The following is a 24,658-nucleotide window of genomic DNA, read 5'->3' as shown; positions in this document are numbered from 1 at the left end:
CGCCCCCGACCCCCGCACCATCCAGGTCAGGCCCCGACGACCTCTTCGGCTCGCACGGACCCAACGAATAGGAATTCCCATGGCAGATATCACCATCAGCCCGGATGAGATCCGCGACGCGCTGAAGGACTTCGTCTCGTCGTACGAGCCGGGCAAGGCCTCCACCACCGAGGTCGGCTACGTCATCGACGCCGCCGACGGCATCGCCCACGTCGAGGGACTCCCCGGCGTCATGGCCAATGAGCTGATCCGCTTCTCGAACGGCGTCCTGGGCCTCGCCCAGAACCTCGACGAGAACGAGATCGGCGTCGTCGTGCTCGGCGAGTTCTCCGGCATCGAGGAGGGCATGGAGGTGACCCGCACGGGCGAGGTCCTCTCGGTCCCCGTCGGCGACGGCTACCTCGGCCGCGTGGTCGACCCTCTCGGCAATCCGATCGACGGACTGGGCGACATCGCCTCCGAGGGTCGTCGTGCGCTCGAGCTCCAGGCGCCCGGCGTCATGTCGCGCAAGTCGGTCCACGAGCCGCTGCAGACCGGCATCAAGGCCATCGACGCGATGATCCCCGTCGGCCGCGGACAGCGCCAGCTGATCATCGGCGACCGCCAGACCGGCAAGACGGCCATCGCGATCGACACGATCATCAACCAGAAGGCCAACTGGGAGTCCGGCGACACGAACAAGCAGGTCCGCTGCATCTACGTCGCCATCGGCCAGAAGGGCTCGACCATCGCCTCGGTGAAGGGCGCGCTCGAGGACGCCGGAGCCATGGAGTACACGACCATCGTCGCGTCCCCGGCCTCCGACCCCGCCGGCTTCAAGTACCTCGCCCCCTACACCGGCTCGGCCATCGGCCAGCACTGGATGTACGGCGGCAAGCACGTCCTGATCATCTTCGACGACCTGTCCAAGCAGGCCGAGGCGTACCGCGCCGTGTCGCTCCTCCTGCGCCGCCCGCCGGGACGCGAGGCCTACCCGGGCGACGTCTTCTACCTGCACTCCCGTCTGCTGGAGCGCTGCGCGAAGCTGTCCGACGAGCTCGGCGCCGGATCGATGACGGGCCTCCCGATCATCGAGACCAAGGCGAACGACGTCTCGGCGTACATCCCGACCAACGTGATCTCGATCACCGACGGCCAGATCTTCCTCCAGTCCGACCTCTTCAACGCCAACCAGCGTCCGGCGGTCGACGTGGGCATCTCGGTCTCGCGAGTCGGCGGTGACGCGCAGGTCAAGTCGATCAAGAAGGTCTCGGGAACGCTGAAGCTCGAGCTGGCGCAGTACCGCTCGCTCGAGGCGTTCGCGATGTTCGCCTCCGACCTCGACGCCGCCTCGCGCCGTCAGCTCGCCCGCGGCGCCCGCCTCACCGAGCTGCTCAAGCAGCCGCAGTACTCGCCGTACCCCGTCGAGGAGCAGGTCGTCTCGATCTGGGCCGGAACCAACGGCAAGCTCGACGAGGTCCCCGTGCCCGACGTGCTGCGCTTCGAGCGCGAGCTGCTCGACTACCTCGGCCGCAACACCCAGGTCCTGAGCACCCTGCGCGACACCAACGTCCTCTCGGACGACACGGTCGCCGAGCTCCACCGGGCTGTCGACGGCTTCAAGCTCGAGTTCCAGACGGGCGAGGGCAAGCCGCTCGCGTCGGTCGGACGCGAGGAGCACCAGGCGATCTCGGCCGACGAGGTCGGCCAGGAGAAGATCGTGAAGGGCCGCCGCTAACAGCGGCACCCCCACGATTCGCCACTAAGGACTACAGGAGACACATGGGAGCGCAACTTCGGGTCTACCGGTCGAAGATCCGTTCGGCCCAGACGACCAAGAAGATCACTCGGGCCATGGAGCTGATCTCGGCCTCGCGCATCCAGAAGGCGCAGAACCGTGTCGCCGCCGCGGCACCGTACTCGAACGCCATCACGCGGGCCGTGTCGGCCGTCGCGACCTACTCGAACGTCGAGCACCCGCTCACGACCGAGCGCGAGAAGCTAGACACGGCTGCGATCGTGATCTTCACCTCGGACCGCGGGCTCGCGGGAGCCTTCTCCTCGAGCGTGCTCAAGGAGGCCGAGGAGCTCGCGACGCTTCTGCGCAGCGAGGGCAAGGAGGTCGTCTTCTACCTCGTCGGCCGCAAGGCGAACGCGTACTTCTCGTTCCGGAAGCGCCCCAGCGTGCGCATCTGGACCGGGGGGACCGACCAGCCCGTCTTCGAGACGGCGAAGGAGATCGCGGACGCGGTCGTCGACGCCTACAACCTCGACGACGAGGAGGGCGGAGTGGACGAGATCCACCTCGTGTACAACCGCTTCGTCAGCATGGTCACCCAGCAGCCGACCGTCGTGCGGCTCCTGCCGCTCGAGGTCGTCGAGGGCGCGGAGGATCAGAACACCGACCTCTACCCGCTGTACGAGTTCGAGCCCGACCCCGAGACCGTGCTCGACCGGCTGCTCCCGGTCTACGTCGAGAGCCGCATCTTCAACGCGATGCTGCAGTCGGCGGCGTCCGAGCACGCGGCGCGCCAGAAGGCGATGAAGTCGGCGAGCGACAACGCCGACACGCTCATCAAGACGTACACGCGGCTCGCCAACAACGCGCGTCAGACCGAGATCACCCAGCAGATCGCCGAGATCGTCGGCGGCGCCGACGCTCTGTCGTCCTCCAAGTAGCAGACGCCCTCCTCCCCAGACATGCAGACTCCGCGCCACGGGTGCGGTGAGATCCAGAAGGAAGAAGCAATGACACTGACCGCACCTGAGGCGGCGACCGGGACTCCGGGCGGGGCCGTCGGCCGTATCGCCCGCGTCACCGGCCCCGTCGTTGACATCGAGTTCCCCCACGACGCGATCCCCGAGGTCTACAACGCGCTCTACACGCACGTCGAGGTCGAGGGCGTCTCGAGCAAGCTGACCTTCGAGGTCGCGCAGCACCTGGGCGACGACCTCGTCCGCGCCATCTCGCTCAACCCGACCGACGGACTCGTCCGCGGTCAGGAGGTCCACGACACCGGCCTGCCGATCTCGGTCCCGGTCGGCGACGTGACCAAGGGCAAGGTCTTCAACGTGATCGGCGAGGTGCTCAACGCCGACGCCGATGGGAAGATCAACGGCGAGTCGTTCGAGATCACCGAGCGCTGGCCCATCCACCGCAAGCCCCCGGCCTTCGACCAGCTCGAGTCGAAGACCGAGCTCTTCGAGACCGGCATCAAGGTCATCGACCTCCTCACCCCGTACGTGCAGGGCGGCAAGATCGGCCTGTTCGGCGGAGCGGGCGTCGGCAAGACCGTCCTCATCCAGGAGATGATCCAGCGCGTCGCGCAGGACCACGGTGGTGTGTCGGTGTTCGCCGGAGTGGGCGAGCGCACCCGAGAGGGCAACGACCTCATCGCCGAGATGGAGGAGGCGGGCGTCTTCGACAAGACCGCCCTCGTCTTCGGCCAGATGGACGAGCCGCCGGGAACGCGCCTCCGCGTCGCACTGTCGGCCCTGACCATGGCGGAGTACTTCCGCGATGTGCAGAAGCAGGACGTGCTGCTCTTCATCGACAACATCTTCCGCTTCACGCAGGCGGGCTCGGAGGTGTCGACCCTGCTGGGCCGCATGCCCTCCGCGGTGGGCTACCAGCCGAACCTCGCCGACGAGATGGGTGTGCTCCAGGAGCGCATCACGTCGACCCGCGGACACTCGATCACCTCGCTGCAGGCGATCTACGTCCCCGCGGACGACTACACCGACCCGGCGCCGGCGACCACGTTCGCGCACCTCGACGCGACCACCGAGCTGTCGCGTGAGATCGCGTCGAAGGGCCTCTACCCGGCCGTCGACCCGCTGACCTCGACCTCGCGCATCCTCGACCCCCGCTACCTGGGCGCCGATCACTACCGCGTTGCGACGACCGTCAAGCAGATCCTCCAGAAGAACAAGGAGCTGCAGGAGATCATCGCCATCCTCGGTGTCGACGAGCTCTCGGAGGAGGACAAGATCACGGTGTCGCGTGCGCGCCGTATCCAGCAGTTCCTCTCGCAGAACACCTACATGGCGAAGAAGTTCACCGGTGTCGAGGGTTCGACCGTCCCGCTGAAGGACACGATCGAGTCGTTCGACGCGATCAGCAAGGGCGAGTTCGACAACGTGGCCGAGCAGGCGTTCTTCAACGTCGGTTCGATCTCGGACGTCGAGGAGAAGTGGGCCCAGATCCAGAAGGAGAACGGCTGATCATGGCCGGCACCCTGAAGGTCAGTGTCGTCTCCGCGAACGCGGAGGTGTGGGCCGGCGAGGCCCGTCAGCTCACCGCTCGCACGGTCGAGGGCGAGATCGGCATCCTGGCCGGACACGAGCCGCTGCTCGCGATCCTCGCGTCCGGCGAGGTCCGGGTGACGGCTGTGGACGGCACGCGCATCACCGCGCAGGCCGATGACGGCTTCCTCTCGGTCGAGAACGACGTCGTGACGGTCGTCGCCCGCGAGGCGGCGCTCGTCTGAACCACCGCCGCGTCCTGCGGCATCCGGAGGGGCCGGGCGAACATCGAGATCGCCCGGCCCCTCCGTCGTCGGCGCCCGTCGCGTCGCCGGCGCTCACCCGAGAAGGAGTCCCGTGCACGTCCTCCTGCCGCCGTCGGAGACCAAGCGCAGCGGCGGCTCCTCGCCGTTCGCCCTGGATCGCCTGGCGTTCCCCGAGCTGACGGAGCGTCGTCAGCTGCTCCGCGATGCCCTGATCGATCTCTCGCGCGACCGCGAGGCGGCGGCCAGAGCGCTCAAGCTCGGTCCGCGCCAGCTCGAGGAGATCGACCGGAACGCGGCGCTCGCGTCGTCGCGGGCCATGCCCGCCGTCGATCGCTTCGACGGGGTGCTCTTCGATGCCCTCGACGCCGGCTCGCTCGACGCCGACGCGCGGGAGAGGCTCGGCCGCTCCGTCATCATCCAGTCGGCTCTGTGGGGTCCGGTCTGCGCGCTGGACGAGATCCCGGCGTACCGGCTGTCGCACGACTCGCGCATCCCGGGTCTCCCGCTCAAGCGCTGGTGGGCGGAGCCGGCGTCGGCGGTACTCGCCGGTCTGAGCGGTCTGGTCCTCGATCTGCGGAGCGAGGCCTACGCGTCGCTCGGGCCGCTGGCTCTCGGCGACGACCGCCGCTTCGTCCGTGTGCGGTCGCGGGACGCGTCGGGGGTCCTCCGGAACCTGAACCACTTCAACAAGCAGGGCAAGGGACGCTTCGTGCGAGCGCTGGTGGAGGACGGGGTGCAGTCCGACTCGCTCGAGGAGCTCGCCGACTGGGCGAGGGGGAGGGGGTTCGAGCTGACGCCGAACGCCTCGACGAGCGAGGTCGATCTCGTGGTGCGCGAGGGCTGACCCTCACGCCGCCGCGCGGAAGCAGCCCGCGAGGTGATCGTCGACGACGCCGGCGGACTGCAGCAGCGCGTACATCGTCGTCGGACCGACGAAGCGGAAGCCGGCGGCGCGGAGGGCCTTCGAGAGCGCGAGGGACGCCGGAGTCGCCGTGGGGATGTCTCCGGGCGTTCTCGGCGGGGGTGGGAGCGGCCCCTGGAACGACCACACGAGGCGGTCGATCGCTCCCTCCCCCTCTCGCTCGCGGAGGGCGAGCGCCGCCCGGGCGTTGCCGATGGTGGCGAGGATCTTGGCGCGGTTGCGGATGATGCCGGTGTCCTCCATCAGGCGGTCCACATCCTCCCCGGCCATCCGGGAGACCGTCTCGAGGTCGAATCCGTGGAAGACCGCTCTGAAACGCGGGCGCTTGCGCAGGATCGTGATCCAGGACAGCCCGGACTGGAATCCCTCGAGGCAGATCTTCTCGAAGAGCTCGCGATCGCCGTGGAGGGGGACGCCCCACTCCTCGTCGTGGTAGCGGCGATACTCGGGGTCGGCTCCGCTCCATGCGCACCGGGTCCGTCCGTCGTCGCCCGTGATGAGCCCGTCGGCGGCCGTCATCGGTGCGCGATCCCCTCGTGGTCGAGGAGCCAGGCTTTCGTGGCGATGCCTTCGCCGGCGCTGAAGCCGGTGATCCGGCCGTCGCCGGCAAGGACCCGGTGGCAGCCCACGATGATCGGGATCGGATTCGCGCCGACCGCGCCGCCGATCGGCCGGCCCGAGCGGAGCCTGCCCGTCACCCGGCCGAGAGCGCCGTAGGAGGTGATCTCACCCCACTCGATCCGCTGCAGCTGGTTCCAGATCTCGAGCTGGAAGGGCGTGCCCCGCAGGACCAGCGGGAGGTCGAAGCGACGGCGTGCGCCGGCGAAGTACTCGCCGAGCTGGCGCGCGGCGGTCTCGAGCACGGGGACCTCGCTCTCGGGCAGGTGGTCGTGGGGGAGCGACCCGCCGGCCTCGATGTGCAGCGAGACGATCGAGTCGCCGTCGCTGCCGATCTCGATGCGGCCGAGAGGGCTGTCGACGCGACGGACGTGGAGCGGAGTCGTTCTCATGCCCCGAGAGTATCGAGGGCTCCGCCACCCCTCTCGCGGGAATCGGACATCGGTGCACAAGTCCCTCGAGCCTGCGCCTGGGGAGGAGTCACGGCGACGACCAGCGCTGTCCGGAGTGCAGGATCCCCGGTGAACGGGACCGGACCCTGCGCCGAGCGGCCTCCACAGGCGGAGATCCTCGAGTCTGTCTCCAGATCGGAGGGCAGCCTCCCGCGGTCGATGCGATCGACGCCACGATCTCCGCATGACCCTCACCGCACTCCACTCGCCGCACCACCGCCTCCTGGCGTCCGTCCCCGACCTGATCGGCTTCGTCCCCAGCGACTGCCTGGTCCTCGTGCCGCTCCGAGGCGGGCGGGCGACAGGAGCGCTCCGCTTCGACCTCCCCGAAGGGGACGCGGTGTCCTGCGCCCGTGCGTACATCGGTGCGCTGGGTCGTTTCGGCCGAACGGAGTCGGCCGTCGCCGTCCTCTACCGGGATCACAGCGACGCGGTCCAGGACAGCCGTCTAAGCGGTGCTCTGTCCACCGCGGCGCGTCGAGCGGGCATCAGGGGGTTCGAGGTGATCGTCTCCGGCTCTCGAGGCGCTGGGGCCGGCGATGCGGGCGACGGGTACGCGCCGTCGGCGAAGCGCACGGAGGGGCGGCTGCTCCCCGACGTCGACCGCGGCACTCTGCGCGCCGTCTGCGCGCAGGTCGACGCCCTGCTCGACCGGCATCCGCGGGCCGAGCTCGCCCAGCCCGCGCGAGCGGGCGTGGACGCGCTCCTGCGCCGTGCCTCCGCGGGGCGGCCGAACGCGCCGCAACCGGATGCGCTGGCCGCGCTCATCGTCTGCGCCCAGCGGACCGACTGGCGCGCTCACGCGCTCCGCCTCGTCTCCGCCTCGACTATCACTCCGTCGACGGAGCTGCTGCAGCTCGTCGCGACCGCGGCGGCGTCTGCTCCGGCCACCGAGCGCGTGCCGGTGCTCGTCCTGCTCGCGACCCTCACCTGGGCCGCGGGGCGCCAGGAGGACGCGCTCCGTCTCGCCGACCGCGCGGCCCGCTCGGATCCGCACGACCTCGACGCCCGCCGGCTCGTCTGCGCGCTCCAGCAGTCGACCCCGGCTCCGCAGAGGAGCGGCGCGGAGCGAGCCGCGTGATGCGCGCCGGCGCCTCAGAGGCGCGCCCACGCCTCCGTCAGCACGCCGCGGAGGATCTGCTCGATCTCGTCGAACTCCTTCGGCCCGATCGTGAGCGGCGGCGCGAGCTGCACGACGGGGTCACCGCGGTCGTCCGCGCGGCAGTAGAGCCCGGCATCGAAGAGGGCTTTCGACAGGAAGCCCCGCAGCAGGCGCTCGGACTCGTCGTCGTCGAACGTCTCCTTCGTCGTCTTGTCCTTCACGAGCTCGATCCCGAAGAAGTAGCCGGCACCGCGGACGTCGCCCACGATGGGCAGATCGAGCAGCTTCTCGAGGGTCGAGCGGAAGACGGGGGAGTTCTCGCGGACGCGCTCGTTGAGCTTCTCCTCCTCGAAGATGTCGAGGTTCTCGAGAGCGACGGCCGCCGAGACGGGGTGGCCCCCGAAGGTGTAGCCGTGCGGGAAAGACGCCTGACCGTGGCGGAAGGGCTCGTAGATGCGGTCACTGACGATCGTCGCGCCGATGGGCGAGTACCCGCTCGTCATCCCCTTGGCGCAGGTGATCATGTCGGGCACGTAGCCGTACTCGTCGCACGCGAACATGTGGCCGATGCGGCCGAAGGCGCAGATCACCTCGTCCGAGACGAGGAGGACGTCGTGGCGATCGCAGATCTCGCGGACCCGCTGGAAGTAGCCGGGAGGGGGCGGGAAGCAGCCGCCGGAGTTCTGCACCGGCTCGAGGAACACCGCGGCGACCGTCTCCGGTCCCTCGAACTCGATCATCTCCTCGATCCGGTCCGCCGCCCACACCCCGAACGCCTCGAGATCGTCCCCGTGCTCGGGCGCCCGGTAGAAGTTGGTGTTGGGCACGCGGAAGCCGCCCGGGACGATCGGCTCGAACATCGCCTTCATGGCCGGGATACCCGTGATGGCGAGCGCTCCCTGCGGGGTGCCGTGGTAGGCGACGGAGCGGGAGATGACCTTGTGCTTGCCCGGCTTGCCCTGGAGCTTCCAGAAGTGCTTCGCGAGCTTGAACGCGGTCTCGACGGCCTCGCCTCCGCCGGTCGAGAAGAAGACCCGGTTGAGGTCGCCGGGCGCGTAGTCGGCCAGACGGTCGGCGAGCTCGATCGCCGACGGCGTCGCATAGGACCACAGCGGGAAGAACGACAGCTCGGCGGCCTGCTTCGCGGCGGCCTCGGCGAGACGGCGGCGCCCGTGGCCGGCGTTGACGACGAAGAGCCCGGAGAGCCCGTCGAAGTACTTGCGGCCCGTGCTGTCCCAGATGTGGTGGCCCTCGCCCTTGGTGATGATCGGCACACCGGCGCCGGAGTCCATCACCGACTGGCGGGTGAAGTGCATCCAGAGGTGGTCCTTGGCCTTCTGCTGGAGCGCGGAGTCGTCGATGCCGGCGCCGGCCTCGGTGCCGGTCACCGCGTCTCCGGACTCGAGGCCGACGGTGGAAAAGGCTGTCTCGGTCATTGGTTACCGCGTTCCCCAGTTGTAGAACTGCTTGTGGAGTTTGAGATAGACGAACGTCTCGGTCGAGAGCACGCCGGGCAGCGAGCGGATCTCCTGGTTGAGCAGGGCGATCAGGTCGTCGTCGTTCTCGCAGACGACCTCGGCGAGGATGTCGAAGGTCCCGGCTGTCAGGACGACGTAGTCGACCGCCGGGATGGCGGCGAGCCGATCGGCGACGTCCCGGGTGTCGCCCGTCACCCGCACGCCGATCATCGCCTGACGGTAGAAGCCCAGCTGCATCGGGTCGGTGACGGCGACGATCTGCATCACTCCCGACTCCGTGAGCTTCTGCACCCGCTGACGCACCGCGGCCTCGCTGAGACCGACCGCCTTCCCGATCTCGGCGTACGAGCGACGTCCGTCGGCCTGCAGCTGCTCGATGATCGCCTTCGACACGTCGTCGAGCTGGATCGGGCGCTGGGAAGGGGGGCGGGAGGGGCTCATGCGAGGATTCTGACAGTCGCCGGGGGGCGCGGCAAGTGAATCCGTACACGCGGAGCCTGCACGGTGTGGGAATCCGCCGTCGAGCGGGCGGGTGGTCGCGAGGGCGGAGGCATCGGGGACCCGGGTCGGTCGGGACCGCGCCGCTGCGAGGCCCCGGTCGTCCTGCCAGCCGGTACCATCGGAAGGCCCTTCCGGCCTGTGCGGACGGAGAGGACCGGAGGCGAGGAGACGCGATGACGCAGATCGGCCGCAGCCGCGCCTCCGTCACCGTCCCGGTCTCGGCCTGGAGCTCCGACTCGCCCTCCGCCGAGGTGCGGCTCGGCTGGGCCGCGAGGACGGACACCGGTCTCGTCCGGAGCGCGAACGAGGACAGCTACCTGGCGAAATCGCCTCTGTTCGCCGTGGCCGACGGCATGGGCGGCCACGCGGCCGGAGAGGTGGCGAGCGACGCCGTCGTCTCGCGCCTCTCGCGCGCCGCGACCGGTGCCACGGTCGGCGCCGAGGAGATCGACCGAGCACTGAGGGACGCCGTCGACGACATCGCCCGGCACGCCGGCGAAGCGGACGGCGGGACCGGGACGACCGTCACCGGAGCGGCGCTGACCGCGGTGGGCGGTGAGCCCTACTGGTCGATCTTCAACATCGGCGACTCGAGGGTCTACCTCTGGATCCAGGGCTCCCTCGTCCAGCTGACGGTCGACCACTCGATCGTGCAGGAGCTCGTCGACGCCGGGCTGATCACCCGGGACGAGGCCGACGTGCACCCGCACGGCAACGTCATCACCCGCGCGGTCGGCTTCCACGAAGCGCCCGTTCCCGACTACCGCCTCGTGCCGGTGATCGCCCCCTCCCGGCTGCTGATCTGCTCCGACGGGCTGACGAAGGAGCTCACCGACGCCGGACTCGATCACCTCCTCGGCAGCGCGTCGACCGCGCTCGAGGCGGTCGACGCGCTGGTGGACGCCGCCCTCGAGAACGGAGCCCGCGACAACATCACGGTCATCGTCGTCGACGTGCTCGCGGTGACGGGGGACCCGGGCTGATCCGGTGATCCGGGAACGTGCGTCCGACGCCTGGCTACGATGGGGAGAGGAAGGGCGTTCTCGGTGATCTGCAGCACGTGTGGCTCCACTCTCGCCTCCGGGGCGATCCTCTGCGGCGAGTGCGGATCCTCGGTGGCGTCGCACGCGACTCCCGGCGCCTCGCGCCCGACCTCCGTGGGCGACACGACGGTGCTCGATCCCTCCCGCCGCGCATGGCTCCCCGGCCTCGCGCCGGGCCGCCACCGTCGGCCCGCGCCCGGTGCGCCGATGGCCCCGCCGGCCCAGGGCCTCGTGCGTCTCAGCTTCGCCTCGGGGCAGCACGCGATCGTGACGGGCAACGGACTCATCGGCAGGGAACCGCTCCCCGACCCCGGCGAGACCTTCCGGCACATCCTGGCGATCCCCGACGCGTCCCGATCGCTGTCGAAGACGCACCTCGAGTTCGGCTTCGATGAGGGCGGGCTCTGGGTGCGCGACCGCTGGTCGGCGAACGGCTCCGTGCTGGTGACCACGACCCAGGCGCCGCTTCCCCTGGAGGCGGGGCGGCGGTACCGCGCGAAGCTCGGGAGCCGGATCCTCCTGTCGACCGTCGAGATGGGCATCGAGCGCGTCGACGGCTCCTCCACAGGCTCCGCTCGTCCACCGATCACCCGCTGAGCCCCCGCGTCCGGCCCGGCTCCGGTGAGCTTGACCCATGACGTTCCGACCTGCCGCCCCGCCGACGCCTCCTCCTGCGCCGCCCCGCGCATCCTTCCCCTGGATCGCGGCCCTCGCCCCCGTGCTGTCGTCGCTGGTCCTGTACGCGCTCACGTCCTCGCCGTACACGCTCGCCCTGGCCGCACTGGGGCCGGTCATCGCCCTCGCGTCGTTCCTCGACGGAGTGCGCGGGAGGAAGCGCTCCGCGCGCGTGGACGAGGCCCGCTACGAGCGACTGCTCGCCGAGTACGACCTCGCACTCGCCGACTCCCGCGCGCGAGAGCTCACCGCCCTGCGGATCGCCGCCCCCGGCCCGCTGGCCGTCCTCGAGCGGTCCCTGCCCGTGGATGCGCGCTGGCGACGCCGGGCAGCGTCGCTGGAGATCGTCCTCGGAACGGGCGAGCTCCGCTCGGGGCTGCCGGAGCGGAGGTCGGAGACGACACTGCCCGGGGCCCCGCTGACAGCGCCTCTCGCGGCGGGCATCGGCGTCGTCGGTCCTCCGGTGCTCGCCCGGGCCTTCGTCAGAGGGCTGCTCCTGCAGTGCGCCGAGCTGGCCTCGCCCGGTGCGCTGTCGATCGGGCTGCCGCCGCACCGGGCGTGGGACGGGCTGAGGGCGCTGCCGCACAACCGGGCGTTCACCGCTCCCGTCGGCGTGAGCGTCCTCGAGCAGGGCGCGGAGGCGGTGCCGGAGCCGAGCGACGACGCCAGGGTGATCGTCCTCACCGACGACCCGTCGAGGCTCCCGACGGCGTGCCGGGTCGTCGTCCTCCTCGGCGACGACGCCGGCGACCGAGTCGTCGGACGGGTGCTCCCGGGCGCGACGGAGGACCTGAGCGTCGACTACGTCTCCTCGGAGCAGGCGAGGGCCTATGCGCTCGCGCTGGGCGAGTCGGTCGGCGGTGTCGCGGTCGGGGAGCTGCCCTCGCGAGTACTCCTCGCCCAGCTCGGTGCTCTGGAGCGCAGGCACGGAGAACAGGGCCTCCGTGCCGTCATCGGAGTGGCCGAGGACGGCCCGCTCGAGATCGACCTGGTCGGAGACGGCCCCCACGCGATCATCGGAGGCACCACCGGAAGCGGCAAGACCGAGCTGCTCGTCGCCTGGATCGTGGCCCTCGCGGCCCGTCACGATCCGGCCGCCGTGACCTTCCTCCTCGCGGACTTCAAGGGCGGGGCGGGCTTCGCCGCGCTCGCCGCACTCCCTCACGTGACGGGGGTGATCACCGATCTCGATCCGGGAGGAGCGGCCAGGGCGTTCGCCAGCGTCGCGGCCGAACTGCGCCGGCGGGAGATCGTCCTCGCCCAGCACGGGGTCGCCGACGTCGCGCGCCTGGCCGCGGGCGTGCTGGCGCGGCTGGTCATCGTGGTCGACGAGTGCGCGGTCGTCCTCGAGCGGGCTCCCGAGCTGCATCGAGCCTTCGCCGACATCACGGCCCGGGGCCGCTCGCTCGGCGTCCACCTCGTCCTCTGCACCCAGCGGCCGGTCGGAGTCGTCCGCGATGCCGTCGCCGCTAACTGCGGGCTCCGCATCGCCCTGCGGGTGCAGGACGCGGCCGACTCCCGGGCCCTGATCGGCTCGGACGCGGCGGCCCGTCTCCCGCACGGCGCTCCCGGACGCTGCATCGTCTCGCTCGGCGGGCAGGAGCGGCTCGTCCAGGCCGCGGTCGCGCCTCCGGAGGAGCTCGCCGCCGCCGTGCGCCCGGGAGACGCGGCGTTCGTCGTGCACCGACCGTGGCGCGACCCGCTGCCCTCCGTGATCCCTCTCCCCGCGGATCCCGGTGATCGCCTCCTCCTCGGGCTGGTCGACCGGCCGGAGGAGCAGAGCCAGGACGTCGTGTCCCTCGAGCGTCGATCGGTCCTGGTGCTCGGCGCGTCGGGATCGGGCCGGACCGGAGTGCTGCGGACGATCGCCGGTCAGCTCGAGGGGGCTCGCCTCGTCGGCGCGCACGACCCGGAGCGGGCGTGGGACGCCGTCATGGACGACGGAGCGGCTGCCGGGCCGCTCCTCCTCGACGACCTCGATCTGCTGCTCCGGCGCTGCGCGGACGACGAGCGGCGCCGACTGCTCGACGCCCTGCAGACCGCGGTCCGAGCGGGGGAGCGCCGCGTGGTCGTCGCGGCCCGTCGCCTCACGGACGGTCTCGCTGCGGTGCGGGACGCGTTCGACGACGTCCTGCTCCTCCGCGCGTCGAACCGGCAGGAGCATCAACTGCTCGCCCTCTCGGGAGAGAGGTTCGATCCCGATCTCCCGCCCGGGGGCGGATGGTGGCACGGCGAGCGCATCCAGGTCTTCGCGCCCGGCGCCCGCGCGCTCGTCGACGTCTCGCCTCCGCCGCCCGACGTTCCGATCGGCTCCGTGCCGGTCGCCGTGCTCACGAATCGTGCTCGTGCGGTCCGATCACGACTGGAGGCACTCGGAGTCGCCGTCTCGAGCGTGCAGGAGGCGGTCGCCGGTGGACCGACGGACGCCGTCGTCGGCACGGTCCTCGAGTGGTCCTCCTCCCGGGGGCTGCTCGCGACGATGCGGGGAGACGGGGCCGTCGTCCTCGACGTCCCGCCGAGCGAGGCGCGCCTGGTGCTCGGAGCGCTGGGGCCGGCTCCGCTCTGCGCGGGAGACCGGGTGCTGATCGAGAGTGAGGGGGTGCTGCACCGCGCGCGCTGGCCCGCCGCGATCGGAGCGGGACACAGGGAATCCGCCGTATGACCCCGCCTCCGGCACGGATTTCGTGACGATCGTGTTTCCAGATGTCCGATCTCGTCGGTCCAGCGTCGACACGAGGTGGGGGCTGTGCCATCATTTCCTCACGTTCACGCCGGTCGGCCGGAGCACCGACGCAGACAGGAGTCGCAGCATGACCCGTCCCCTCCCGAGGGATCCCGTCCTCCGCGAAGCCATCGCCGTCGCCCGCTCCCGCGACCGCGAGCGCAGGGCCGTCCTCTCGCGTCGCGCGGTCCTCGGAGGCCTCGGACTGGGGGCGGGGGCGCTGGCTCTCGCGGCGTGCGCACCCGTGAGCAGGCCCGCTCCGACGGCCGCCGCGGACGTATCGGCCTCCGATCCGGAGCTCGTCTGGGACAACTGGCCCGCGTACCTCGACGAGGACGACGACGGCGCCTACCCGACCCTCCTCGCGTTCGAGGAGCAGAGCGGCATCTCGGTCACCTACAACGTGGCGGTCGACGACAACAACTCCTACTACGGCAAGGTCAAGGACCAGCTCGCCCTCGGTCAGTACATCGGCGCCGACACGGTCTGCCTCACCGAGTGGATGGTGTCGCGGCTCGCACGCCGCCAGTACATCCAGGAGCTCGACCACGCCAACATCCCGAACATCGTCAACCTGACTCCGTCACTCGCGAACCCCGACTTCGATCCCGGTCGCCACCTCTCGCTGCCGTGGCAGGCGGGCTTCGCCGGCATCTGCTGGAACAAGGAGAAGCTCCCGAACGGCCTCGAGAGCATCGACGACCTGTGGGACCCGGCGCTCCGCGGCCGCGTCGGCGTGCTGAGCGAGATGCGCGACACCATCGGCCTCATCATGCTCGCCCAGGGGACGGACATCGCCGGGAAGTGGGGTGACGACGCCTTCATGGATGCGATCGACGTCTTCCGCGAGCAGGTGGACGCCGGGCAGATCCGCAACATCAAGGGCAACGCCTACCTCAACGACCTGCAGAACGAGGACACTCTCGCCGCCATCTGCTGGTCGGGGGACATCACCCTGATCAACGCGGAGGCGGGGGACAAGTGGGAGTTCGCCCTCCCCGACTCGGGCGGCACGCTCTGGAACGACACCTTCGTCGTGCCGATGGGCTCGCAGCGGAAGGCCAACGCCGAGGCCCTCATGAACTACTACTACGAACCAGAGGTGGCCGCCCAGGTCGCCGCATGGGTCAACTACATCACCCCCGTCGACGGAGCGAAGGAAGCCATGGAGAGCATCGATCCGGACCTGGCCGAGAACCAGCTGATCTTCCCCGACGAGGAGACGCTGTCGCAGGCCCACGTCTTCCGCACGCTCACCGCGGCCGAGGAGAAGGACTACCAGGCCGAGTTCCAGAAAGTGCTGCTGGGCATCTGATGGCCGCCGGAACCTTCGCCGAGAGCGGCGCCGACCTCGAACTGGTCGGGATCAGCAAGCAGTACCCGGGCTTCACGGCCATCGACTCGCTCGACCTCACCATCCCGGCGGGATCCTTCTTCGCCCTCCTCGGCCCGTCGGGCTGCGGCAAGACGACCACCCTGCGACTCGTCGCGGGCCTCGAGGAGCCCTCCGGCGGACGCATCCTGATCGGCGGGAAGGACGTCACGGCGACGAAGACCTACCAGCGGCCCGTGAACACGGTCTTCCAGTCCTACGCGCTGTTCCCGCACATGTCGATCCTCGAGAACGTCGCCTTCGGCCTCAAGCGGCGCAAGATCGACGACCCGGTCGGGAAGGCGCACGAGGCCCTCCGCCTCGTCGAGCTCGATCACCTCGCGCAGCGCCGCCCCGCGCAGCTCTCGGGCGGGCAGCAGCAGCGCGTCGCGCTCGCCCGCGCCATCGTGAATCGCCCGGCCCTGTTGCTCCTCGACGAGCCGCTCGGCGCGCTCGACCTCAAGCTCCGCCGTCAGATGCAGCTCGAGCTGAAGTCGATCCAGGAGGAGGTCGGCCTCACCTTCCTGCACGTCACCCACGACCAGGAGGAGGCCATGACCATGGCCGACACGGTCGCGGTGATGAACAAGGGCCGCATCGAGCAGATGGGCGCGCCCGAGGAGCTCTACGAGCTTCCCCGCACCGCCTTCGTGGCGAACTTCCTCGGGCAGTCGAACCTCTTCACCGGAGAGGTGGTCGGCTCGAGCGCGACGGCGCTCACCGTCGAGGCCGGCGGCAACCGCATCGTGGTGCCGACCGCGAGGTCGGCCCGAGAGTCGGGCGAGATGACCATCGGGGTCCGCCCCGAGAAGCTCCTCCTCCTGACCGAGGCGCCCGCCGATGCCCCCGACCGCAACGTGCTCGGACCCGGCCGGGTGGTCGACGTGTCGTTCAGCGGTGTCAGCACTCAGTACACGATCGAGATCCCGAGCCTCGGCCCCGTCGTCGTCTTCGCGCAGAACATGGTGTTCGGGCCGGTCGTCGGCGAGGGCGCGGAGGTGTGGGTCAGCTGGAGCATCGAGCACGGCTTCGGCCTCGCCGACGAGCCGGGCACCGTTGCGCGGTTCGACCCCGACGACTCCACGCGCGCGATCGCGCTCCAGAAGCGCGGGCTCCTCGCCGGGCGCGCCGGAGGGTCGTAGGCATGGCCTTCGCCGCCTTCGCGTCCGGCACAGCGGATCCGCTCGACGCGCCCGTCCGGAAGCGGTCGACCATCGCGCTGGTGCTCCTGCTGCCGGGCATCGCCTACATGCTTCTCTTCTTCCTGGCGCCGCTCGTCTCGCTGGTGCTGACGTCGTTCCAGGTCGAGATCCCGGACGGCGACATCGGCGAGTACGCACCCGGCTTCGCCTGGCAGAACTACCTGATCGTGATGGCGGACTACTGGCCGCACGCGCTCCGCTCGTTCGGCTACGCGCTGATCGCCACGGTGCTGGCGCTCGTCATCAGCTATCCGCTGGCGTACTTCATCGGAGTCAAGGCCCGGCCGTGGCCGCTGCTGCAGAATCTGCTGCTCACGCTCGTCATCGCGCCGTTCTTCATCAGCTTCCTCCTGCGCACCCTGGCGTGGAAGCAGATCCTCGCCGATGAGAGCCCGCTGGTCCAGGCGCTGAAGGCGGTCGCGATCCTCCCGAGCGACGGTCACCTCACCGGGACGCCGTTCGCCGTGATCTTCGGCATCACCTACAACTTCATCCCGTTCATGACGCTGCCGCTCTACACGACCCTCGAGCGGCTCGACACGCGGTTCCTCGAGGCGGGATCGGATCTCTACGCGCACCCCGCCTCGGTCTTCTGGAAGGTCACCGTGCCGCTCTCGATGCCCGGCATCGTCTCGGGGACGCTGCTGACCTTCATCCCGGCGGCCGGCGACTACATCAATGCGAGCCGCGACTTCCTGGGCTCGTCGCAGACCTCGATGGTCGGCAACGCGATCGAGGCGAACTTCCTCACCCTCGAGAACTACCCGGCGGCGGCGGCGCTGTCCATCGTGCTGATGGCCGTCATCCTCGTCATCGTCGGCTTCTACGTGAAGCGCAGTGGAACGGAGGACCTCCTGTGACCGCCACCGCCGATCGGCCCGTCGCGAGCGCCCAGGAGATCCTCGGCGCCCCAGCGCCCGCTCCCGTCAGAGGGCCGCGCAGGTTCAAGGGCCTCGGCCTCGGCGTCTACACGGCGCTGGCGCTGATCTTCCTGCTCATCCCGATCGGCTACACCTTCGTCTTCTCGTTCAACGACTCGGTGAAGAGCAACCTCGCCTGGCGCGGCTTCACCCTCGACAAGTGGGTGTCCGCCTGGACGAGCGAGGAGGTCATGACCGCGTTCGGCAACAGCCTCCTGGTCGGTGCCGTCGCGACGGTGCTCGCGACCGCGCTCGGCACGATGATCGCCATCGCCCTCGTGCGGTTCCGCTTCCGGTTCCGCTCGGCGATCAGCCTGCTGCTGTTCCTCCCGATGGCGACGCCCGAGGTCGTCCTCGGTGCGGGTCTCGCCGCGCAGTTCCTGTCGGTGGGAGCCGAGAAGGGACTCGTGACCATCATCCTGGCGCACACGATGTTCTGCATCAGCTTCGTGGTCGTGACGGTGAAGGCCCGTGTCGCGAGCCTCGATCCGCGCCTCGAGGAGGCGGGGCGCGACCTCTACGCGTCGCCCGGCCAGGTCTTCTGGCGCATCACCTTCCCGCTGCTGCTGCCGGGCATCCTCGCCGCGGCGCTGCTCTCGTTCGCGCTGAGCTTCGACGACTTCATCATCACGAACTTCAACTCCGGCTCGGTGACGACGTTCCCGAAGTACATCTACATCGCGGCCGCCCGCGGCATCCCCGCCGAGGCCAACGTCATCGCCTCGGCCGTCTTCCTCCTGGCGATCGTGATCGTCGTCGTCACCCAGGTGTCGTCGGCGGCGCGGGCGAAGAGGCTCGCGAGGAGCCAGGGACCTCCGGGCCTCAGACGTAGGAGGCGCGAATCGCGCCGACCGGGCGCCCGCCACCCGAGACCACGGGGTTGAGCTTCACCAGCACGTCGTTGGCGGCCGCGCGGTCGACGGCGCCGATCTCGACGAGCAGCTTCAGAGCGACGACCGTCGCGGCGCGCAGGCTGCCGTCGAGGATCTTGAGCGCCACGGTCGTGCCGTCGGGGGAGGCCATCACCAGCACGCCCTCGGCGCCGAGCTTGGCGACCAGGCCGAGGCGCTCGATGACGACGGTGTTGTCGCGACCCGGTCCGTCGATCGCCCACGCGTTCTCGAGGATCGAGTTCGTCAGCACTCCGGCCTGCCGGTAGAGGCCGAAGGGCGAGGCGGCGGAGGAGGAGACGATCCGCGAGATGCCCTTCGCCAGCGCGGTCAGCGGCAGGGCGTGCACCGGCGCACCGCAGCCGTCGATGCCGGACGCGACGATCCGCTCGCCGGTGAGGCGCTCGATCGTGTCGACGATGTGCTGCTGCAGGGGGTGCGAGCGCTCGAGGTAGTCCTCGGTGCTCCAGCCGTTCTGCACGCAGGCGAGCAGCATCGCGGCGTGCTTGCCCGAGCAGTTCATGTAGAGCGGGTCCTGCGTCGCGCCCGCCCGCATGAGCTGGCTGCGCGTCGTGGAGTCGCCGGGCCAGTCGGCCGGGCACTGCAGCGCCGTGTGGTCGAGGCCGGCCCGGAACAGCAGGTTCTGCACGAGCGCGACGTGCTGCGGGATGCCGGCGTGACTCGCGGTCGCGATGACCGCCTCCGCCCCGGTGAGATCGACACCCGCGGTCATCACCGCGAGGGCCTGGAAGGGCTTGAGGCACGACCTCGGGAAGATCGGAGCGGTCGGCGTGCCGAGGCTGCGGGCCACGCGGCCGTCGGAGTCGAGGACGACCGCGGAGCCGGAGTGACGCGACTCGATGAAGCCGGATCGCTCGACGACGGCCAGTTCGACGGACTCTGCGACGGTGAAGGTACCTGCGGGCATCCCTCCATCTTGCCCGACGCCCGGTCGACTCCTGTCCGGTCCCGGCCGCGAGACGCCGCTCGTGCTCGAGGACGGCGCCCCGCGGATCGGGATCAGAGGGTGGCGAAGGCCTCCGCGAGCACCGAGACCGCGTCGTCGAGCAGCTCGTCGGTGAGGGCGAGGCTCGGGAGGAAGCGGACCACGTTGCCGTAGGTGCCGGCGCTCAGCACGAGGACGCCGTGCGCCGCCGCGTAGTCGATGATCGCGGTGACGGCGGCCGTGTTCGGCGCCTTCGTCGTCGCGGCCGTACCCGGCTGGACGAGCTCGATCGCCATCATCGCGCCGATGCCGCGGACGTCGCCGATGATGTCGTACTGCTCCTGCAGCGCGCGCAGCGCGGCGCCGAGGCGCGTGCCGATGCGATCGGCCTCGGCGAGGAGGCCGTCCTGCTCGATGCGCTCGAACACGGCGACAGCGGCGGCCGCCGCGACGGGGTTGCCGCCGAAGGTCCCTCCGAGCCCGCCGGCCTGCGCCGAGTCCATGATCTCGGCCCGTCCGGTCACACCGGCGAGCGGGAGGCCGCCCGCGATGCCCTTCGCGGAGAGCACCAGATCGGGGACGAGACCGAAGTGCTCGCTCGCGAAGTACGCGCCGGTGCGGGCCATGCCCGACTGGATCTCGTCGGCGACGAAGACGATGCCGTTCGCGGTGCACCACTCCTGCAGTGCGGGGAGGTAGCCCTGGGCCGGCACCATGAAGCCGCCCTCGCCCTGAACGGGCTCGACGACGAGGCAGGCCAGCGCGGAGGCGCCGACCGTCTTCTCGAGGTACGAGATCGTGCGCTCCGCCGCCCCGGCACCCGAGAGGCCGTCGTGGTAGGGGTACGAGCTCGGGGCGCGGTGGACGTCGCTCGCGAACGGTCCGAAGCCGAGTCCGTAGGGGAGGGCCTTGAAGTTCATGGCCATCGTGAGGTTGGTGCGGCCGTGGTACGCGTGGTCGAGCACCGCGACGCCGGGGCGGCCGGTGTGCTTGCGTGCGATCTTGACGGCGTTCTCGACCGCCTCCGCGCCGGAGTTGACGAGCACCGTCTTCTTCGCGAAATCGCCGGGGGTGTGCTCGGCGAGCAGCTCGGCGACGCGGATGTAGGGCTCGTAGGGCGTGACGGTGAAGAGCGTGTGGGTCAGGCGACCGAGCTGCGCGGTCGCGGCGGCGACCACCGCGTCGTCGGTGTGCCCGATGGTGGTGACGCCGATGCCGGCGCCGAGGTCGATGAACTGGTTGCCGTCGACGTCGACGAGGATCGCCCCGTGGGCGCGGTCGATGTAGACGGGCAGCGCCGTGCCCACGCCCGCCGGGACGACGGCGAGGCGTCGCTCGTGCAGGGCCCGGGATCGCGGCCCCGGGATCTCGGTCGCGAGGCGCCGCTCCTGGGGGACTGCCGACGTGGGAACCTGGGGGGCGAGCGTGTCTGTCATGGTCCGTCGAGTCTATCCGCGAGCCCTCGGGGCGCGGTGGTCCAGACGGCCGAGACCGGCCTGATCCACCGACGAGAAGGGGCATACCGATGAAAGCAGCGCACGATTACGCGGTTTCCGTCGTCTGGGAGGGTGACCAGGGGACCGGGACCAGCGGGTACCGCGAGTACGGGCGGCAGAATCTCCTCACCGCGCAGGGACCGGCGCCGATCCTCGGCTCGGCCGACACTCCGTTCCGCGGGGACCGCGACCGGTGGAACCCGGAGCAGCTGCTGATCGCCTCCCTCGCGCAGTGCCACCTGCTCTCGTACCTGCACGTGGCCGTCAAGAACGGCGTCGTCGTCACGGGATACACGGACGACGCCGTCGGAAGAATGGTGCAGGAGGGCGAGGGCGGCCGGTTCGAGTCGGTGACGCTCCGGCCGCGCGTCCGCGTCGCCGACGAGTCGATGGTCGCCCTGGCGCAGACCCTGCACGCCGAGGCGTCGCGGCTGTGCTTCATCGCGAACTCGGTGAGCTTCCCCGTCGGGCACGAGCCGACGGCGGAGGCGGGGCCGAGCTCCTCGGAGTGAGCGAGCTCCTCGGAGTGAGTCAGCGCCGCTCGTGCGGCAGGGCCCGCTTGATGCGCTCCACTGTCCCCGCGGGCGGCGACTCGTTGTAGGCGCCGGCGAGCTCCTGGCCCGAGAGCGCGTGGATCGCGGTCATCACCTCGTCCGTCGCGTGGCGTCGGGCACGACCGGAGTCGGCGGAGCCGTGGGGCGACAGGTCGAGCGGATCGCCGAAGCGGACCGTGATGCGGTGCAGCCGCGGGATGCTCGAGCCGACGGGCTGCAGCTCCTGGGTGCCGATCAGTCCGACGGGGACGACCGGAGCGCCCGTCGTGAGGGCGAGCCAGGCCACTCCGGTGCGGCCCCGGTACAGGCGGCCGTCGCGGGAGCGGGTGCCCTCGGGGTAGACGGCGAACGCCTCGTCGCGCTCGAGGATCGCGCGCCCGAGATCGAGCGCCTCCTGCGCGGCCTGTCCCGCTCCGCGCTCGACCGGGACGGCTCCGACGGCAGTGAAGAAGGAGCGGGAGAGCGCTCCGCGGACGCCCGACCCCGTGAAGTAGTCGGCCTTCGCCAGGAACTGCACCGGCCGCGGCGCGAGCAGCGTCAGCACGGGGGAGTCGATGAACGAGAGGTGGTTGCTCGCGAGGATCACGCGACCGGAGGAGGGCACGTTGTCCCGGCCCTCGACGATCGGCCGGTAGATCATCCGCCCGGCGCCGCCCATGGTGAGGCGCGCCAGACGCGCCGAGAGGCCGATCCCGGGTGGGGTCGGCCTCTCGTGGTCGTCGTCGGTCCGCATTCGGACGAGGCTACCGGCGGGTGCATGCCGCCCGCGTCATGCGGTCAGCCCAGCGTCGCGAGGGCCTCCTCGATGACGCTGGCAGCGTCGTCGATCAGCTCGTCGCTGATGACCACGCTCGGCATGATGCGCAGGACGCTGTCCCAGCTGCCGGCGTCGAGGACGATGACGCCGTTGGTGGTCGCGTGCTCGAGGACCGCCGCGAGCGCCTCCGGGTTCTGGCGCTTCGTGCCGGGGTGCACGAGCTCGACGCCGAACATGGCGCCCTTGCCTCGGACCTCGCCGACGACGGGGAAGCGCTCGGCCCAGTCGCCGATGCGGGCCCACAGGGCGCGCTCGACGCGCTGCGCCTCGGCGAGGAGACCCTCCGACTCGATCGCCTCGAACGTGGCCAGCGCGGCGGCGGTCGAGACCGGGTTGCCGCCGAAGGTCCCGCCGATGCCGCCGGGCTGCACGGCGTCCATGATCTCGGCGCGACCGGTGACCGCCGCGAGGGGGAAGCCGCCCGCGATGCCCTTGGCGGTCGTGACGAGGTCGGGGACGACTCCGAAGTGCTCCATCGCGTACCAGGTGCCGGTGCGCGCGATGCCCGCCTGGATCTCGTCGGCGACGAAGACGATGCCGTTCTCGGTGCAGAACTCGGAGAGGCGCTCGAAGTAGCCGGCCGCGGGGATGATGATGCCGCCGTCGCCCTGGATCGGCTCGACGAACAGAGCCGCGAGCTCCTCGGCGCCGATGTGGGTGCGGATGTAGTCGATGGCGCGCTCCGCCGCCTCCGCGCCCGTCATGCCCTCGGGGTCGCGGAACGGGTAGCTCATCGGGAGGCTGTAGATCTCGCCCGGGAACGGGCCCATGCCCGCGCGCTCGGGCCAGGGGCGGTAGGTCATCGCCATCGTCAGGTTGGTGCGGCCGTGGAACGCGTGGTCGAGGGAGGCGATGGCGCGGCGACCCGTGTGCTTGCGGGCGATCTTGACCGCGTTCTCGACCGCCTCCGCGCCCGAGTTCACGAGGATGGAGTGCTTCTCGAAGTCGCCGGGGGTGATCTCGGCGAGCTTCTCGGCGACGCGCACGTAGTTCTCGTACGGCGTCACCGTGAAGAGGGTGTGGGTCAGCTTGTCGGCCTGGGCGGCGGCGGCCGCGGCGACCGCCGGGTGCGCGTGGCCGATGGTCGTGACTCCGATGCCGCAGCCGAGGTCGATGAGGCGGTTGCCGTCGACGTCGACCAGGACGGCGCCCGAGGCGTGGTCCATGTAGATGTTCGCGAGGGTGCCGGCGCCCCGTGAGACGCTCGCGACGCGGCGCTCCTGCAGGGCGATCGAGCGCGGGCCGGGGAGCTCGGTGACGAGCTCTCGGGACTGGGGGACCGAGAATTCACGCATGCCGCCATGGTAGGCGAGCGGCCTCCGAGGACCCCGTGCCGACGCACCGCGTCCAGCTCCTCCGGCCTCCGCGTCCAGCTCCTCCGGCCTCCGCGTCCAGGCCCTCCATAGGAGGGTCGCGCAGGATGGACTCCTCCCCGTACGTGCCGGCTCCGCCGGAGAGGAAAGGTGCGCTGTGCGCAGAACACTCGCGATCGTGGCCGTCGTGGCCGCGACCCTCGGCCTGACGGCCTGCACCGGAACCGCCGAGGATGCGGCTCCGAGCGCGTCGGCGACTCCGCTCACCTGCGTCTCGGAGGGGGACGCGACCAGCGCCGTGCAGACCAGCGGCGACTTCGCGACCAAGCCCGTCACCGTGTTCCCGACGCCGATCAGCGTCGACGACACCGAGCGCTCCGTCGCCATCGAGGGCACCGGAGCGACGGTCGCCGAGGGCGACACGGTCCTCGTCGACTACACCCTCTACAACGGGACCAGCGGCGCCGAGTTCTCGGCGAGCAGCTACGCCTCCGGGGGCCGCGCGGCGTTCGAGGTCGACACCGAGCAGTACCTCGCCGGCCTCGTGAAGGCCGTGAACTGCGCGACCGTCGGATCGCGGGTCGTCGCCGTGGTGCCGCCCGCCGACGCCTTCGGCGACGCGGGCAACACCGACCTCGGCATCGCGGCGACCGACTCGATCGTCATGGTGATCGACGTCGAGGGCATCATCCCGACGACCGCGACCGGCGAGCCGCAGGCGCCCGTCGACGGCCTCCCGACCGTGGCGCTCGCCGAGGACGGCACGCCGACCGTGACCATCCCCGCGACCGACCCGCCCGCCGACCTGCAGATCGCGGTGCTGAAGAAGGGCGACGGCCAGACCGTGGTCGACGGCGACTCGCTCGTCGTGCAGTACCAGGGCGTCGTCTGGGGCACCGGCACGGTCTTCGACCAGAGCTGGGGCTCGGGCACACCCGCCTCCTTCGGCACCGGAGACGTGATCGAGGGCTTCAAGCAGGCGGTGGTCGGCCAGACGGTCGGCTCGCAGGTCCTCGTCGTGATCCCGCCCGCCCAGGGCTACGGAGACGCGGGCAACGCGGACGCGGGCATCAGCGGCACCGACACGCTCGTCTTCGTGATCGACATCCTCGCCGTCAGCTGACCCCGGCGCGGCCGGGCGCCCG

23 protein-coding genes are annotated in these 24,658 nt (G+C 70.7%); 15 read left to right on the top strand and 8 right to left on the bottom strand.

Annotated features, from left to right (window positions below; translation table 11 throughout):
• The first annotated feature begins 79 nt into the window (after positions 1-79).
• From atpA to yaaA, 5 genes are all read left to right on the top strand, one after another.
• Positions 80-1,717 carry a F0F1 ATP synthase subunit alpha gene (atpA, locus tag GSU68_RS11215; protein WP_159908334.1) on the top strand — a complete coding sequence of 546 codons (1,638 nt, stop codon included), beginning with the start codon at positions 80-82 and terminating at the stop codon, positions 1,715-1,717.
• 44 nt (positions 1,718-1,761) lie between these two features.
• A complete protein-coding gene (locus GSU68_RS11210) occupies positions 1,762-2,658 on the top strand; it encodes a F0F1 ATP synthase subunit gamma (protein WP_159908332.1) in 897 nt (298 codons plus the stop codon).
• Between the two features lie 69 nt (positions 2,659-2,727).
• Positions 2,728-4,203: a F0F1 ATP synthase subunit beta gene (gene atpD / locus GSU68_RS11205; RefSeq protein ID WP_056044523.1), complete on the top strand. Its 1,476-nt coding sequence runs from the start codon at positions 2,728-2,730 to the stop codon at positions 4,201-4,203.
• Between the two features lie 2 nt (positions 4,204-4,205).
• A complete protein-coding gene (locus GSU68_RS11200) occupies positions 4,206-4,469 on the top strand; it encodes a F0F1 ATP synthase subunit epsilon (RefSeq protein WP_159908330.1) in 264 nt (87 codons plus the stop codon).
• A gap of 112 nt (positions 4,470-4,581) precedes the next feature.
• Complete coding sequence (gene yaaA / locus GSU68_RS11195; protein ID WP_159908328.1) at positions 4,582-5,334, top strand: peroxide stress protein YaaA; 753 nt, start codon at positions 4,582-4,584, stop codon at positions 5,332-5,334.
• Positions 5,335-5,337: 3 nt separating this feature from the next.
• On the opposite strand, the gene GSU68_RS11190 is transcribed toward yaaA, so the two are convergent.
• Positions 5,338-5,931, bottom strand: coding sequence for a DNA-3-methyladenine glycosylase I (locus GSU68_RS11190; RefSeq protein ID WP_159908326.1), 594 nt, complete (start codon positions 5,929-5,931; stop codon positions 5,338-5,340).
• Positions 5,928-6,422: a methylated-DNA--[protein]-cysteine S-methyltransferase gene (locus GSU68_RS11185; RefSeq protein ID WP_159908324.1), complete on the bottom strand. Its 495-nt coding sequence runs from the start codon at positions 6,420-6,422 to the stop codon at positions 5,928-5,930. The genes GSU68_RS11190 and GSU68_RS11185 overlap by 4 nt, the downstream gene beginning before the upstream one ends.
• Before the next feature lie 244 nt (positions 6,423-6,666).
• Here GSU68_RS11185 and GSU68_RS11180 point away from each other — a divergent pair, with 244 nt between their 5' ends.
• Positions 6,667-7,563: a DUF4192 family protein gene (locus GSU68_RS11180; RefSeq protein WP_159908322.1), complete on the top strand. Its 897-nt coding sequence runs from the start codon at positions 6,667-6,669 to the stop codon at positions 7,561-7,563.
• A gap of 14 nt (positions 7,564-7,577) precedes the next feature.
• Here GSU68_RS11180 and GSU68_RS11175 read toward each other — a convergent pair whose 3' ends face one another.
• Positions 7,578-9,020 carry an aspartate aminotransferase family protein gene (locus GSU68_RS11175; protein ID WP_159908320.1) on the bottom strand — a complete coding sequence of 481 codons (1,443 nt, stop codon included), beginning with the start codon at positions 9,018-9,020 and terminating at the stop codon, positions 7,578-7,580.
• A 3-nt stretch (positions 9,021-9,023) separates the two neighbouring features.
• A complete protein-coding gene (locus tag GSU68_RS11170; protein WP_056044512.1) occupies positions 9,024-9,503 on the bottom strand; it encodes an Lrp/AsnC family transcriptional regulator in 480 nt (159 codons plus the stop codon).
• A 233-nt stretch (positions 9,504-9,736) separates the two neighbouring features.
• Between GSU68_RS11170 and GSU68_RS11165 the strand changes: the two genes are divergently transcribed.
• The 7 genes from GSU68_RS11165 (at position 9,737) to GSU68_RS11135 (ending at position 18,381) form a co-directional block, all read left to right on the top strand.
• Positions 9,737-10,546 carry a protein phosphatase 2C domain-containing protein gene (locus GSU68_RS11165; RefSeq protein ID WP_159908318.1) on the top strand — a complete coding sequence of 270 codons (810 nt, stop codon included), beginning with the start codon at positions 9,737-9,739 and terminating at the stop codon, positions 10,544-10,546.
• 132 nt (positions 10,547-10,678) lie between these two features.
• Entirely contained in the window at positions 10,679-11,203 is a 525-nt protein-coding gene (locus GSU68_RS11160) for a hypothetical protein (protein ID WP_159908316.1), read from the top strand.
• 37 nt (positions 11,204-11,240) lie between these two features.
• Positions 11,241-13,943 (top strand): FtsK/SpoIIIE domain-containing protein, encoded by a 2,703-nt coding sequence (locus tag GSU68_RS11155; RefSeq protein ID WP_159908314.1) that lies wholly within the window; start codon positions 11,241-11,243, stop codon positions 13,941-13,943.
• Between the two features lie 148 nt (positions 13,944-14,091).
• Positions 14,092-15,318: a spermidine/putrescine ABC transporter substrate-binding protein gene (locus GSU68_RS11150; RefSeq protein ID WP_159908312.1), complete on the top strand. Its 1,227-nt coding sequence runs from the start codon at positions 14,092-14,094 to the stop codon at positions 15,316-15,318.
• Positions 15,318-16,517, top strand: a complete 1,200-nt coding sequence (locus GSU68_RS11145; RefSeq protein ID WP_159908310.1) for an ABC transporter ATP-binding protein — start codon at positions 15,318-15,320, stop codon at positions 16,515-16,517. Before GSU68_RS11150 ends, GSU68_RS11145 begins: the two co-directional genes overlap by 1 nt.
• A 2-nt stretch (positions 16,518-16,519) precedes the next feature.
• Complete coding sequence (locus tag GSU68_RS11140) at positions 16,520-17,437, top strand: ABC transporter permease (protein WP_159908308.1); 918 nt, start codon at positions 16,520-16,522, stop codon at positions 17,435-17,437.
• Between the two features lie 116 nt (positions 17,438-17,553).
• Complete coding sequence (locus tag GSU68_RS11135) at positions 17,554-18,381, top strand: ABC transporter permease (protein ID WP_244259486.1); 828 nt, start codon at positions 17,554-17,556, stop codon at positions 18,379-18,381.
• On the opposite strand, the gene GSU68_RS11130 is transcribed toward GSU68_RS11135, so the two are convergent.
• Entirely contained in the window at positions 18,320-19,315 is a 996-nt protein-coding gene (locus tag GSU68_RS11130; RefSeq protein ID WP_159908306.1) for an asparaginase, read from the bottom strand. The genes GSU68_RS11135 and GSU68_RS11130 overlap by 62 nt on opposite strands.
• Positions 19,316-19,407: 92 nt before the next feature.
• The gene (gene gabT / locus GSU68_RS11125; RefSeq protein WP_159908304.1) at positions 19,408-20,769 is read right to left on the bottom strand and encodes a 4-aminobutyrate--2-oxoglutarate transaminase; all 1,362 of its coding nucleotides are present in this window, start codon (positions 20,767-20,769) and stop codon (positions 19,408-19,410) included.
• A gap of 89 nt (positions 20,770-20,858) precedes the next feature.
• Here gabT (GSU68_RS11125) and GSU68_RS11120 point away from each other — a divergent pair, with 89 nt between their 5' ends.
• Entirely contained in the window at positions 20,859-21,341 is a 483-nt protein-coding gene (locus GSU68_RS11120) for an OsmC family protein (protein WP_159908302.1), read from the top strand.
• A gap of 19 nt (positions 21,342-21,360) precedes the next feature.
• Here GSU68_RS11120 and GSU68_RS11115 read toward each other — a convergent pair whose 3' ends face one another.
• Complete coding sequence (locus GSU68_RS11115; protein ID WP_244259485.1) at positions 21,361-22,041, bottom strand: lysophospholipid acyltransferase family protein; 681 nt, start codon at positions 22,039-22,041, stop codon at positions 21,361-21,363.
• A gap of 119 nt (positions 22,042-22,160) precedes the next feature.
• Positions 22,161-23,495 carry a 4-aminobutyrate--2-oxoglutarate transaminase gene (gene gabT / locus GSU68_RS11110; protein ID WP_159908298.1) on the bottom strand — a complete coding sequence of 445 codons (1,335 nt, stop codon included), beginning with the start codon at positions 23,493-23,495 and terminating at the stop codon, positions 22,161-22,163.
• Positions 23,496-23,670: 175 nt separating this feature from the next.
• Here gabT (GSU68_RS11110) and GSU68_RS11105 point away from each other — a divergent pair, with 175 nt between their 5' ends.
• Positions 23,671-24,636 (top strand): FKBP-type peptidyl-prolyl cis-trans isomerase, encoded by a 966-nt coding sequence (locus tag GSU68_RS11105; RefSeq protein ID WP_159908296.1) that lies wholly within the window; start codon positions 23,671-23,673, stop codon positions 24,634-24,636.
• The last annotated feature ends 22 nt before the right edge of the window (positions 24,637-24,658 follow it).

The organism is Rathayibacter sp. VKM Ac-2759, assembly GCF_009834225.1.
Classification (GTDB): domain Bacteria; phylum Actinomycetota; class Actinomycetes; order Actinomycetales; family Microbacteriaceae; genus Rathayibacter.
The sequence above is the reverse complement of the archived record's forward strand: the minus strand, read 5'-3'. Positions and strand labels throughout refer to the sequence as shown.

What these genes read in the sequence shown, in the direction of transcription:
- atpA (WP_159908334.1), top strand. Translation starts at nt 80, where the DNA reads ATGGCAGATATCACCATCAGCCCGGATGAGATCCGCGACGCGCTGAAG.
- GSU68_RS11210 (WP_159908332.1), top strand. Translation starts at nt 1,762, where the DNA reads ATGGGAGCGCAACTTCGGGTCTACCGGTCGAAGATCCGTTCGGCCCAG.
- atpD (WP_056044523.1), top strand. Translation starts at nt 2,728, where the DNA reads ATGACACTGACCGCACCTGAGGCGGCGACCGGGACTCCGGGCGGGGCC.
- GSU68_RS11200 (WP_159908330.1), top strand. Translation starts at nt 4,206, where the DNA reads ATGGCCGGCACCCTGAAGGTCAGTGTCGTCTCCGCGAACGCGGAGGTG.
- GSU68_RS11190 (WP_159908326.1), bottom strand. Translation starts at nt 5,931, where the DNA reads ATGACGGCCGCCGACGGGCTCATCACGGGCGACGACGGACGGACCCGG.
- GSU68_RS11185 (WP_159908324.1), bottom strand. Translation starts at nt 6,422, where the DNA reads ATGAGAACGACTCCGCTCCACGTCCGTCGCGTCGACAGCCCTCTCGGC.
- GSU68_RS11180 (WP_159908322.1), top strand. Translation starts at nt 6,667, where the DNA reads ATGACCCTCACCGCACTCCACTCGCCGCACCACCGCCTCCTGGCGTCC.
- GSU68_RS11175 (WP_159908320.1), bottom strand. Translation starts at nt 9,020, where the DNA reads ATGACCGAGACAGCCTTTTCCACCGTCGGCCTCGAGTCCGGAGACGCG.
- GSU68_RS11170 (WP_056044512.1), bottom strand. Translation starts at nt 9,503, where the DNA reads ATGAGCCCCTCCCGCCCCCCTTCCCAGCGCCCGATCCAGCTCGACGAC.
- GSU68_RS11165 (WP_159908318.1), top strand. Translation starts at nt 9,737, where the DNA reads ATGACGCAGATCGGCCGCAGCCGCGCCTCCGTCACCGTCCCGGTCTCG.
- GSU68_RS11155 (WP_159908314.1), top strand. Translation starts at nt 11,241, where the DNA reads ATGACGTTCCGACCTGCCGCCCCGCCGACGCCTCCTCCTGCGCCGCCC.
- GSU68_RS11150 (WP_159908312.1), top strand. Translation starts at nt 14,092, where the DNA reads ATGACCCGTCCCCTCCCGAGGGATCCCGTCCTCCGCGAAGCCATCGCC.
- GSU68_RS11145 (WP_159908310.1), top strand. Translation starts at nt 15,318, where the DNA reads ATGGCCGCCGGAACCTTCGCCGAGAGCGGCGCCGACCTCGAACTGGTC.
- GSU68_RS11140 (WP_159908308.1), top strand. Translation starts at nt 16,520, where the DNA reads ATGGCCTTCGCCGCCTTCGCGTCCGGCACAGCGGATCCGCTCGACGCG.
- GSU68_RS11130 (WP_159908306.1), bottom strand. Translation starts at nt 19,315, where the DNA reads ATGCCCGCAGGTACCTTCACCGTCGCAGAGTCCGTCGAACTGGCCGTC.
- gabT (WP_159908304.1), bottom strand. Translation starts at nt 20,769, where the DNA reads ATGACAGACACGCTCGCCCCCCAGGTTCCCACGTCGGCAGTCCCCCAG.
- GSU68_RS11120 (WP_159908302.1), top strand. Translation starts at nt 20,859, where the DNA reads ATGAAAGCAGCGCACGATTACGCGGTTTCCGTCGTCTGGGAGGGTGAC.
- GSU68_RS11115 (WP_244259485.1), bottom strand. Translation starts at nt 22,041, where the DNA reads ATGGGCGGCGCCGGGCGGATGATCTACCGGCCGATCGTCGAGGGCCGG.
- gabT (WP_159908298.1), bottom strand. Translation starts at nt 23,495, where the DNA reads ATGCGTGAATTCTCGGTCCCCCAGTCCCGAGAGCTCGTCACCGAGCTC.